This is a genomic window from Pseudomonas sp. PS02290, assembly GCF_029960075.1.
Taxonomy (GTDB): domain Bacteria; phylum Pseudomonadota; class Gammaproteobacteria; order Pseudomonadales; family Pseudomonadaceae; genus Aquipseudomonas.
This window is the reverse complement of sequence record NZ_JASCOY010000131.1, coordinates 1-11,033: the sequence shown is the minus strand read 5'-3', so window position 1 is coordinate 11,033 and position 11,033 is coordinate 1. Positions and strand designations below refer to the sequence as shown.

The following is an 11,033-nucleotide window of genomic DNA, read 5'->3' as shown; positions in this document are numbered from 1 at the left end:
ACACCAGCCATAAATTCCGGAACGAGCTGGTGACCCATGGTTTAAGGCAGAGCATGAGTCGAAAAGGCGAGTGCTGGGATAACGCCCCGATGGAGCGATTTTTTGGCAGCCTGAAATCGGAGTGGGTGCCTAAAGAAGGATATTCGTCAGCGCATGAAGCACAGTTGGACGTGCAGCGTTATGTCATGCGTTACAACAGCCGCCGGCCCCACAGCTACAACGGCTACTGTTCGCCTGTAGCTGCGGAGCGAGCGGCTGCTTGAAAACCTAAATGGGTGTCCAGAATCACTTGACCAGTTCAGCTTGCTCGCGAAGGCGATGGCTCAGGCCAGGGAGATTTATCGCCTGACCTGGCCCCGTCGCGAGCAAGCTTGCAACCCCGTCCGTGAATCAGGGCGGCTGATTGCCCCGTAACACCCACGCCAATAGCCCTTGTTTGCTGGCGCGGGGGCGCATTAGATTAGCCAATGATCCTGGCCCACCAAAATAATCTGCAGGGATACGCATGGCGCTCACCGACCAGTCCACCCAGGTTCGATCCGGCGAAGAACTCGACGCCGGGTTGATCGACCCTTACCTGAAAGCCCATATCCCCGGCCTGAGCGGCAGCGCGCAGATCAGCCAGTTTCCCGGTGGCGCGTCGAACCTGACGTACCTGCTGAAGTACCCCGAGCAGGAATTCGTTCTGCGCCGCCCGCCGTTCGGTCACAAGGCGAAAAGCGCCCATGACATGGGCCGCGAATTCCGCATTCTCAACCAGTTGCGCGATGCCTTTCCTTATTGCCCCAAGGCCTATGTGCACTGCAACGACGAGACGGTGATCGGTGCCGAGTTTTACGTAATGGAGCGGGTCAAGGGCATCATCCTGCGCGCCGAATTGCCCGCCGAGCTGAACCTCGACGCCGCGCAAACCGAAACCCTGTGCAAGAGTTTCATTGATCGGCTGGTCGAGCTCCATCAAGTGGATTACACCGCCTGCGGGCTCGGCGATCTGGGCAAGCCCGAAGGTTACGTTGAGCGGCAGATTCGCGGCTGGACCGAGCGCTACGAGAAGGCACGCACCGACGACGCGCCCAGCTGGGAAAAGGTCGCGCGCTGGCTGGACGAGAAAAAGCCCGCGGACCATCCCGTTTCAAGCCTGGTGCACAACGATTACCGCTTCGACAATGTGATCCTCGACCCCGCTAACCCGATGCAGATCATCGGCGTGCTCGACTGGGAGCTGACCACCCTGGGCGATCCGCTGATGGACCTGGGCAACAGCCTGGCGTACTGGATTCAGGCGGACGACCCGGCGCCGGTGCAACTGATGCGGCGTCAGCCCAGCCATGCGCCGGGCATGCTCACCCGCGAGCAGTTCGTGGCGTACTACGCCGAGCGCTCGGGCATTGCCATCGACAATTTCGACTTTTACTACACCTACGGGCTGTTCCGTCTGGCGGGCATCGTCCAGCAAATCTATTACCGCTTCTTCCACGGCCAGACCCAGGACAAGCGCTTCGCCCAGTTCATTCACATGAATACCCTGCTCGAGCGCATGGCTTTGCAAGTGATTGAGCGTTCCAGCCTCTGATTGCGACACGACAAGGAAAACAACAATGTCCAAGACTCAATTGTTCGACCTCGATGGCAAGATCGCTTTCGTCTCCGGCGCCAGCCGTGGTATCGGCGAAGCCATTGCCAAGCTGCTGGCCCAGCAAGGCGCCCATGTCATCGTCTCGAGCCGCAGGATCGACGGCTGCCAGCAAGTGGCGGACGCGATCATCGCCGACGGCGGCCAGGCCACGGCCATTGCCTGCCACATCGGTGAAATGGAACAGATCACAGCAGTGTTTGCGCAGATCCGCGAACAGTTCGGTCGGCTGGACATTCTGGTGAACAACGCGGCGACCAACCCGCAGTTCTGCAACGTGCTGGACACCGACCTCGGCGCGTTCCAGAAGACCGTCGACGTGAACATCCGCGGCTATTTCTTCATGTCCGTGGAGGCCGGCAAGCTGATGCGCGAACACGGCGGCGGCAGCATCATCAACGTCGCGTCGATCAACGGCGTCTCGCCGGGCGTGTATCAAGGCATCTATTCGGTGACCAAGGCGGCAGTAATCAACATGACCAAGGTGTTCGCCAAGGAGTGCGCGCAGTTCGGCATCCGCTGCAACGCCCTGCTGCCCGGCCTGACCGACACCAAATTCGCCTCGGCGCTGGTGAGCAACGAGAAGATCCTCAACACCGCGTTGGCGCAGATTCCCCTGAAGCGGGTGGCGGCGCCGAGCGAAATGGCGGGGACGGTGTTGTACCTGGCCAGCGATGCCTCGAGCTACACCACCGGCGTGGCGTTGAATGTGGACGGAGGGTTCCTGTCCTGAGCCTCTTGAGCACACTTGAGCCGCTGAGGTAAACCTGAGGCGTTCCTGATGGAATAAAGATTCCATCGGGAACCCCCAACCGCCTACATTTTCCGCACAACAACAGGTCTTAAAGGACACGCTGTCATGCGCGGGAATTCTCTTCCAGAACTGGGCGTCGGCCTGATCGGCACGGGCTTCATGGGTCGGGCTCATGCCCTGGCGTTCCACAACGCACGCACCACCTTCGATCTTCCCTTCAACCTCAAGCTCGTCGCGCTGGCCGATGCGGATGTTGCGCGCGCGGAGCAGTGCGCAGGCAGTTGGGGGTTCCAACGCAGTCATGGCAACTGGCAACAGTTGATCAGCGATCCGGCGGTCAGTCTGGTGGCGATCACCACGCCGAACCTACTTCATTTCCCCATGGCGATGGCCGCTCTTGAAGCGGGCAAAGCGGTGTACTGCGAGAAGCCGCTGGCGGTGAGTCTGGAACAGGCGCGGGAGATGCAGGCGGCGGCGCTTAAAGCAGGCGTCGTGACGAGGGTGGGCTACAACTATCAGCACAATCCGATCATCGGGCTGGCGAAGCAGATGATCGAAAGCGGCGAGCTGGGGCGGATCGTCAGTTTCCAGGGGGAATTCAGCGAGGACTTCATGGGCGATGGGCTGTCGCCCTGGTCCTGGCGCTGTGAAGAGGCCCATGCCGGCGGCGCCCTGGCCGACCTCGGCAGCCATTTACTGGCAATGGCGCGGTACCTGCTCGGCGACGTAGAGGCGGTGTGCGCGGACTCGCAAACGGTGCACCGACAACGCCCGGCCACCCACGGCAGCGAAGAGCAACGGGCGATCAGCATCGATGACCAGACCTACGCCCTGCTGCGCTTTGCCAACGGCGCGCGGGGTACGTTCGGCAGCAGTTGGCTCAAGCACGGGTACAAGAATCACCTGAGCTTCGAAATCGGTGGCACCGAAGGCACGTTGTCGTTTGATCAGGAACGCTTGAACGAGCTGCGGCTATACCGGGCCGGCGCCCCGGGGCGGGACGGCTTCCAGCGGATTCTGGCGGGGCCTGCGCAACCGGGCTATGCGTCTTTTTGCCCGGCGCCGGGGCATCAGTTGGGCTACAACGAGCTGAAGACGCTGGAGGTTTTTGAACTGATTCAGGCGCTGGGTGGGCAGGGTTCGAACGGGACGGACTTCGCCGAGGCCATGGAGGTCGAGCGCCTGGCCACAGCGATTCGCATTGCGGCGAAGGAGATGCGCTGGGTGAGTGTTTCGGATGTTTGAGTCGATTGTCAGAACGGAAATCAAGGGTGGTCAATACGGCCTCATCCCGGCTAAAGCCGGTCCCACTAACAGCGCACGCGGTGTGTCAGGGCGTACACGCTCTTTATTGTGGGACTGGCTTTGCCGGGAAGGCGTCGGGTGCCACACCGCGAAATTGAGGGTGTTCACGCCGGCCCCTTCCCGGCTGAAGCCGGTCCTGCACCGTGAGCCCCAAGTCCCAATCAACCATTCACCGCTGCCACGCCTTGCAGGTAGAATGCTGCGCTTCCGGGCAGCCCTTCTGCCCATCTGCCCGATAAGCGCCTTCCCATGCCGTTCGAACTCACCGTTGAACCCACCACCCTGCTGGTGCTGGCTGTCGTTGCCTTTGTCGCCGGTTTCATTGATGCCATTGCCGGCGGCGGCGGTCTGTTGACCACACCTGCCCTGCTCACTGCCGGCCTGCCGCCGCACCTGGTGCTGGGCACCAACAAGCTCAGCTCGACCTTCGGCTCCGCCACCGCCGGCTACACCTTTTACCGCCGCAAGCTGTTTCACCCGGCGCAGTGGAAACCCGCGCTGATCGGTACCGCCGTGGGTGCGCTGATCGGTGCGGTGGTCGCGCATTATCTGCCCGCCGAACTGCTGAACCAGATGCTCCCGGTTATCGTGTTCGGCTGCGGGCTGTACCTGCTGTTCGGCGGCACGCCCAAGGCGCCCCTGGACAGCAACGCGCCGATCAAGACCAAATGGCAACTGCCCCAAGGCCTGGGGCTGGGCTTTTACGACGGCGTGGCCGGTCCCGGCACCGGGGCGTTCTGGACAGTCAGCACGCTGCTGATCTACCCGGTCGATCTGGTGAAAGCCAGCGGCGTCGCCCGCAGCATGAACTTCGTCAGCAACGCCGCCGCGCTGATGATCTTCGCCATCAACGGCTCGGTGGACTGGGTCATCGGGTTGACGATGGGCGTGGCGGTAATGGCCGGCGCCTTTATGGGCGCTAAAACAGCGATCAAGGGCGGCGCCAAGTTCATCCGCCCTGTGTTCATCACCGTGGTGCTGGGGTTAACCGTCCGCCTGGCCTGGCAGCACTGGTTCAACTGAGCCTGAGCGCTGGGCCAGATACAGGTCGATCAGGTAGCGCGCAATCGAGCGACTGGCCGGCAGTGGCGGCAGGTCGTGGATGTTGAACCACTGGGCGTCTTCGATTTCGTCCGCCTGGGGCACGATGTCGCCGCTGTCGTATTCGGCGTGAAAGCCCAGCATCATCGAGTGCGGAAACGGCCAGCACTGGCTGCCCTTGTACTGGATGTTCTTGACCGTGACCTGCACTTCCTCCATCACCTCCCGCCGCACACAGTCCTCGGCCGACTCACCCGGCTCGGCGAACCCGGCCAGGGTGCTGTAGACCCCGGTCACAAAACGCGGCGAGCGCGCCAGCAGCACCTCATCGCCGCGGGTGATCAGCACGATCATGCTCGGCGAGATCCGCGGATAGGCACGCAGATCGCAGTGCGGGCAATACATCGCCCGCTCCCCCGGCACCTGCCGGGCCGGCTGGCCGCAACTGCCGCAAAAACGGTGTTCCCGGGCCCAGGTGCTGATCTGCGCCGCGTAGCCGAGCATCTGGAACACATCGGCGTCGTCGGCGAGCATGAACTGGCGCAGGGTCTGCCACTGCGTGCCCTCCAGCGCCAACGCCTGAGAATCGCGAAGGGTCTGCACGTACACCAGCTCGCCATCGAAATGGCCAATGCCGTGTTCATGCATCAAGGGCAGGTCCTGCCGCTTCAACCATTCGCGGGGGAACAGCACGCCGTTGCTGTCTTTCAAAAAGCCTTGATCACTCTGAACCACAGCCCAACCGCCGGGGGCCTGAACATCAAGCACGGCGGTGGTCCAACGCTTCGGGCGCGTCATGCCTCAACTCCTCTGGTCACCGGCCTGGCCGTCTGCGGCCCGGTAGAGAGGCTCAGAAACGGCAGGTGGCTACGGATTCAAATAGGTCAGTCAATTGTCGAAGACCGGCTTCTGTTTGCTCATGTGAGCCACCATCGCCAGCTTCAGGTCGGCCGATTGCAACATGGCAGCGTTCCAGGTGGCAACGTATTCGAGGCCGTCGTCCACGCTGTGATCGCGCATGTAGCCGATCATGCGCTTGCTGCCGCTGATGGCGATGGGTGATTTACCGGCGATGTCCCGGGCGATGGCGAACACGCCTTCGAGCAACTGCGACAGGTCGGCGAAGGTGCGATTGACCAGGCCAATGCGCAGCGCTTCTTCGGCGCCAACGTTGCGACCGGTGTAGGCCATCTCGCGCATCATGCCGTCGCCGATCAGTCGCGGCAGGCGCTGCAAAGTGCCGACATCCGCCGCCATGCCCATGTCGATTTCGCGAATGGAGAACAGCGCATCGTCCGCCGCGTAGCGCATGTCACAGGCGCTGATCAGGTCGATGGCGCCGCCGATGCAATAGCCCTGAATGGCAGCGAGCACCGGTTTGCTGCAGCGGTCGACCACGCTGAACGATTCCTGCATCTGCAGGATCTTGCGCCGCAGCAGGCGCGCGTTGCGGCCCACGTCCTTGCCCAGTTCACTGGCCACCGACGCGAGCAGTGTCAGATCGATACCGGAAGAGAAGTGCTTGCCTGCGCCGCTGAGCACCACCACGCGGACGTCGTCGGTGTCCTCGACCCAGCGGAAAATCTCGATGATCTCCAGCCAGAACGCTGCGTTCATCGCGTTGATTTTTTCCGGACGATTGATCTGGACGTGGGCAATGTGGTCGGCCAGTTCGACCTTGAACGCACTGTAGTCAGACACGGTTTGGGATCCTTGTAGGGGGCCAGACGAGGGTAATTGCTTGACGCCGGATCATAGCAAGTCACTATGTGCGCCCGCAGGCCACGGTTGCGCCATTTGCCGGACAGCGAACCCGCAGAAATCCACGGGAATGCCATCGGTCGGCCGGCAATAAACTGAACGGTCTCAGCCCGTCACGGTCCAGAGTGATGGCTGCATGGAATCGGACTTCACGACCATGACGGCCTGGGCAGTCGAACCCGTTTCGGCGCCCGACCCTTTCTCAGGTCGCAAGAGGGCGATTCTTGACTACATCAAAAGCGGCAACCGGTATCGTGGGCCTGGATGACATCCTTGCGGGTGGTCTTTCGCGCAGCCACGTGTTTCTCCTCGAAGGAGAGCCCGGCACCGGCAAAACCACCGTCGCGCTGCAGTTTTTGCTGGCTGGCTCGGCGGCGGGCGAACGTGGTCTGTATATCACGCTGTCTGAAACCGAACGCGAATTGCGCGACGGCGCACGCTCCCACGGCTGGGATCTGGACGAGAACATCTCGGTGTTCGAACTGACGCCCCCTGAAAATTTGCTGGACGCTGCCCATCAGCAGAGTCTGCTGTATTCCTCGGACCTTGAACTGGGCGAGGCGACCAAGCAGATTTTCGAAATTGTCGAGCAGGTCAAACCTTCGCGGGTGATCATCGACAGTCTTTCGGAAATCCGCCTGCTGGCGCAGAGTTCGTTGCGTTATCGCCGGCAGATCCTGGCGATCAAGCATTACTTCGCGCGCTACGACACCACGGTTGTCCTGCTGGACGACCTCACCACCGAGTCCCTGGATAAAACCGTGCACAGCGTTGCCCACGGCGTCATCCGCCTGGAAGGCCTGACGCCGACCTATGGCGCCGAGCGTCGACGCCTGCGGGTGGTGAAATACCGCGGCCAGAAGTACCGCGGCGGCTACCACGACTTCAACATCATGGACGACGGGATCCAGGTGTTTCCGCGTCTGGTGGCGGCCGAGCACCGCACCGGGTATGTCAGCCGCCAGATGAGCAGCGGCATCAAGGAAATCGACGCCCTGCTCGGCGGCGGGTTGGACAGCGGTTCGAGCACGGTGATTCTGGGGCCAGCCGGGACCGGTAAATCGCTGATTTCGCTGATGTTCGCCGCTGCAGCGGTAGAGCGTGGCGAGAAGGCCGCGCTGTTTATCTTCGATGAAGAGCTCGGCCTGCTGTACACGCGCATGAGCAAACTCGGCATTGACCTCCGTGCACTTGAAGCGACCGGCAATCTGCTCATCGAGCAGGTCGATGCGGCAGAATTGTCACCGGGTGAATTCGCTCACCGCGTTCGCCGCTGTGTCGACGACCTGGGCATCCAGACCGTGGTGATCGACAGCCTCAACGGCTATCAGGCGGCGATGCCTGAAGAAAACGCGCTGGTCCTGCACGTGCACGAATTGTTGCTCTACCTCAACCGTCATGGCGCCTCGACGTTCATGACCGTCGCCCAGCACGGTCTGGTCGGCGACATGCAGACGCCGGTGGACATCACCTACCTCGCGGATTCAGTAATTCTGCTGCGGTACTTCGAAGCAATGGGTCAGGTCCGTCGGGCCATTTCCGTCATCAAAAAACGCACAGGCACCCATGAGTCAACCATTCGTGAATACCGCATCAGTGGGTCCGGCATGACCATCGGCGAACCGCTGGAAGCCTTTCAGGGCGTATTGCGTGGCATCCCTCAGTACAACGGCGATAACAATCCGCTACTACCGGACACCGACGCGTGAGCACTCCGGGACAGTTATCGGAGCGGGCGATTATCCTCGCCCCCCTCGGACGCGACAGTCAGCTCGCGCTGACCATGCTGCAGGAAGCCGGCTACCCGGCGATCATCACCCACGATCTGCCGCAGCTGTGCAGTGAACTGATGTCCGGCGCGGGACTTGCGATCATCGCTGATGAAGCGTTGCGCAGCGCGGACATCAACCCGCTGCTCAGCCTGCTGGCCAACCAACCGGCTTGGTCTGACTTTCCCATCGTGTTGCTGACTCATCACGGCGGCCCGAAACAGAACCCCTCGGCGCACCTGGGCAAGATGCTCGGCAACGTCACGTTTCTGGAGCGGCCTTTTCATCCTGCCACGCTCATCAGTCTGGTCAGCACCGCCGTGCGCGGGCGTCGACGACAATACGAAGCACGGACTCGACTGGAAGAACTGCTGGAAAGCGAGCAGCGCCTGCAACATGCGCTGAAAGCCGGACGGCTGGGGTCGTGGCAGCTGGACACCGAGTTCCTCGGTCTGGATTGCTCGGACATCACCAAGGCGCACTTTGGCCGGGACGAGCGCGATCCGCTCTCCTATCACGAGTGGCTGAGCTCGGTGCACCCCGAAGACCAGCCGCGCATGCAATCCGTGTTGCAGCACACGCTGGACAGCGGCGCCGATTTCATCATCGAGTTTCGCAACGTCTGGCCGGACGGCTCGGTGCACTGGATCGACATCCGGGCCCGGGCGATCCGTGCGCGCAATGGCCGCGTCAGCCTGCTGTCCGGCGTGACCTCCGACATCACCGAGCGCAAGCTGGCCGAACAGCAGCTGCGACAGCTCAACGAAACCCTGGAGCAGCAGGTCGAGGAACGCACCTCCCAGCTGCGCCATAACGAAGAAGTCCTGCGCCAGTCGCAGAAGATGGAAGCGGTGGGCCAGCTCACCGGCGGTATCGCCCACGACTTCAACAACATGCTGACCGGCATCATCGGCAGCCTCGAACTGCTGAGGCGTCGTCTGGCGCGGGGTCGCACCGACGATCTCGATGGCCTGATCGACCTGGGCGTGACCTCGGCCAATCGCGCCGCCGCCCTGACCCACCGCCTGCTGGCGTTCTCGCGCCGTCAGTCGCTGGACCCCAAGCCGGTCTTGATGAACGATCTGGTCAATTCCATGGGCGAACTGCTGAACCGCAGCGTCAACGAGAGCATCCGCCTCGACATGTGCCTGGACCCGGAACTGTGGACCGCCGAGGCTGACCCCAATCAACTCGAAAGCGCCCTGCTCAACCTGGTGCTCAACGCCCGCGACGCCATGCCCGATGGCGGCATGCTGATGATCGAGACCTTCAACCGCCGCCTCGATCGCGACTTCACCAACGCCTACGAAAACCTGCTGCCCGGCGACTACGTGGTGCTCAGCGTGCGCGACACGGGCTGCGGCATGCCGGAGAACGTCATCAGCCGGGCATTCGATCCCTTTTTCACCACCAAGCCGATCGGCCAGGGCACCGGCCTGGGGTTGTCGATGATCTACGGCTTCAGCAAGCAGTCCCACGGACACGTAGCGATCGATAGCCAGGTTGGCCACGGCACCACGGTTCAGCTGTTCCTGCCGCGTTATCACGGGGTGTCGCAGCAAGATGCTCCCGCCCTCCCCAACGACACGGCGCAGGCCCGTGAGGGCGAAACCATCCTGCTGGTCGAAGATGATCCAGCGGTGCGCGCGCTGGTCAGTCAGGTGTTGAGCGAGTTGGGTTATGCCTACGTGGAAGCAGGCGATGCGGTCGGGGCGATTCCGATTCTGGAATCCGGCCAGCGTATTGACCTGATGATCAGCGACGTCGGCTTGCCGGGCATGAATGGACGGCAGCTGGCCGACATTGGCCGCCAGCTGCGCGCGGACCTGAAAGTGCTGTTCATCACCGGCTACGCGGAAAACGCCAGCGCCCGCTCGGGGTTCCTTGAAGAAGGGATGCAGATGATCACCAAGCCGTTTGCCTTTGACCAACTGACGGCCAAGGTGCGGGAGATGATCGAGGGCTGACGCGAGACAGGTGCAGACACAAAAGCCGGCGATTGCCGGCTTTGTTGTTTGTATCTGAGGGGCGGCAGAATCAGTTGAGCAGCGTCTGGATCTGCGAGTGCAGGGTTTCCATGGTGAACGGCTTGGCCAGGATCGGGGCCTTTTTGGTGATCGGGCTGCCGCAATCGACGATCTCTGCCGGATAGCCGCTGATGAAGATCACCTTGAGTTCCGGTCGCAGCTTGACGGCGGGCTCGGCAATCATCACGCCAGACACCCCGCCGGGCAGGCGGTAATCGGTGATCATCAAATCGAGGTGGGGTTTGGTGGCAAGAATTTCGAATGCCTGCTCCCCGTTCTCCGCCTGCAACACCCGATAGCCTTCGCCCGACAGGTAGTCGGACAGCAGCATCAGAATGAGCGGCTCGTCTTCGACGATGAGTACGACATTTTCTGCATCAGAGCTCATTTGAACGCCTTTGATCTTATAGATAGCTGCCATTACGACCATGGCCCGCGCTGGAGGTTGCGCAGAGTGATCAGTTATTTGATTGTTGGGCTTTAGCGTTGAACATGGTCGGCCTAACGGCCTCCCGTTTCGCCTTCGGCGAGTTACTTGATAAAGCCCCAAGTAACCAAGGGCTTGTGCTCCTGGTTGGGCTCCTCCTCCGTCGGAGTACCCTCACTCCGACGACGCTCCGTGGGCCCGCGCCGAACGGACATCCATGTCCTAGCGGCGCTCTCGCGGCATCCATGCCGCTCGGCCCACTCCGCGTCGTCTGCGTTCAGCCTGCACCCAAGTCGCGATTTGTGGTGTTTGGGCT

General features: G+C 61.8%; 10 protein-coding genes. 7 read left to right on the top strand and 3 right to left on the bottom strand.

Going from position 1 to position 11,033, the window contains the following annotated elements:
• The 5 genes from QMX88_RS27090 to QMX88_RS27070 all read left to right on the top strand — a co-directional run.
• Positions 1–263, top strand: a 263-nt coding sequence (locus tag QMX88_RS27090) for an integrase core domain-containing protein (protein ID WP_282373341.1), incomplete at its 5' end; no start/stop codon positions are given.
• A 242-nt stretch (positions 264–505) separates the two neighbouring features.
• Positions 506–1,573: a phosphotransferase family protein gene (locus tag QMX88_RS27085; protein WP_282373339.1), complete on the top strand. Its 1,068-nt coding sequence runs from the start codon at positions 506–508 to the stop codon at positions 1,571–1,573.
• A 25-nt stretch (positions 1,574–1,598) separates the two neighbouring features.
• Positions 1,599–2,366 carry an SDR family oxidoreductase gene (locus QMX88_RS27080; RefSeq protein WP_122538346.1) on the top strand — a complete coding sequence of 256 codons (768 nt, stop codon included), beginning with the start codon at positions 1,599–1,601 and terminating at the stop codon, positions 2,364–2,366.
• Between the two features lie 126 nt (positions 2,367–2,492).
• Complete coding sequence (locus QMX88_RS27075) at positions 2,493–3,632, top strand: Gfo/Idh/MocA family protein (RefSeq protein WP_282373337.1); 1,140 nt, start codon at positions 2,493–2,495, stop codon at positions 3,630–3,632.
• 309 nt (positions 3,633–3,941) lie between these two features.
• A complete protein-coding gene (locus tag QMX88_RS27070; RefSeq protein WP_282373336.1) occupies positions 3,942–4,715 on the top strand; it encodes a TSUP family transporter in 774 nt (257 codons plus the stop codon).
• Here the strand turns inward: QMX88_RS27070 and nudC are convergent.
• Positions 4,677–5,531, bottom strand: a complete 855-nt coding sequence (gene nudC, locus QMX88_RS27065) for an NAD(+) diphosphatase (protein ID WP_282373335.1) — start codon at positions 5,529–5,531, stop codon at positions 4,677–4,679. The two genes, QMX88_RS27070 and nudC, sit on opposite strands and share 39 nt — an antisense overlap.
• Positions 5,532–5,621: 90 nt before the next feature.
• Complete coding sequence (locus QMX88_RS27060) at positions 5,622–6,434, bottom strand: crotonase/enoyl-CoA hydratase family protein (RefSeq protein WP_282373334.1); 813 nt, start codon at positions 6,432–6,434, stop codon at positions 5,622–5,624.
• Between the two features lie 284 nt (positions 6,435–6,718).
• Between QMX88_RS27060 and QMX88_RS27055 the strand changes: the two genes are divergently transcribed.
• Both QMX88_RS27055 and QMX88_RS27050 read left to right on the top strand, forming a co-directional pair.
• Complete coding sequence (locus tag QMX88_RS27055; protein ID WP_282373333.1) at positions 6,719–8,203, top strand: ATPase domain-containing protein; 1,485 nt, start codon at positions 6,719–6,721, stop codon at positions 8,201–8,203.
• Positions 8,200–10,230 carry a response regulator gene (locus tag QMX88_RS27050; protein ID WP_282373331.1) on the top strand — a complete coding sequence of 677 codons (2,031 nt, stop codon included), beginning with the start codon at positions 8,200–8,202 and terminating at the stop codon, positions 10,228–10,230. Before QMX88_RS27055 ends, QMX88_RS27050 begins: the two co-directional genes overlap by 4 nt.
• Before the next feature lie 70 nt (positions 10,231–10,300).
• On the opposite strand, the gene QMX88_RS27045 is transcribed toward QMX88_RS27050, so the two are convergent.
• Positions 10,301–10,678 carry a response regulator gene (locus QMX88_RS27045; protein WP_074885442.1) on the bottom strand — a complete coding sequence of 126 codons (378 nt, stop codon included), beginning with the start codon at positions 10,676–10,678 and terminating at the stop codon, positions 10,301–10,303.
• Between the last annotated feature and the right edge of the window lie 355 nt (positions 10,679–11,033).

Excerpts from the sequence above, each read along its gene's own strand:
- QMX88_RS27085 (WP_282373339.1), top strand. The coding sequence starts at position 506 with ATGGCGCTCACCGACCAGTCCACCCAGGTTCGATCCGGCGAAGAACTC.
- QMX88_RS27080 (WP_122538346.1), top strand. The coding sequence starts at position 1,599 with ATGTCCAAGACTCAATTGTTCGACCTCGATGGCAAGATCGCTTTCGTC.
- QMX88_RS27075 (WP_282373337.1), top strand. The coding sequence starts at position 2,493 with ATGCGCGGGAATTCTCTTCCAGAACTGGGCGTCGGCCTGATCGGCACG.
- QMX88_RS27070 (WP_282373336.1), top strand. The coding sequence starts at position 3,942 with ATGCCGTTCGAACTCACCGTTGAACCCACCACCCTGCTGGTGCTGGCT.
- nudC (WP_282373335.1), bottom strand. The coding sequence starts at position 5,531 with ATGACGCGCCCGAAGCGTTGGACCACCGCCGTGCTTGATGTTCAGGCC.
- QMX88_RS27045 (WP_074885442.1), bottom strand. The coding sequence starts at position 10,678 with ATGAGCTCTGATGCAGAAAATGTCGTACTCATCGTCGAAGACGAGCCG.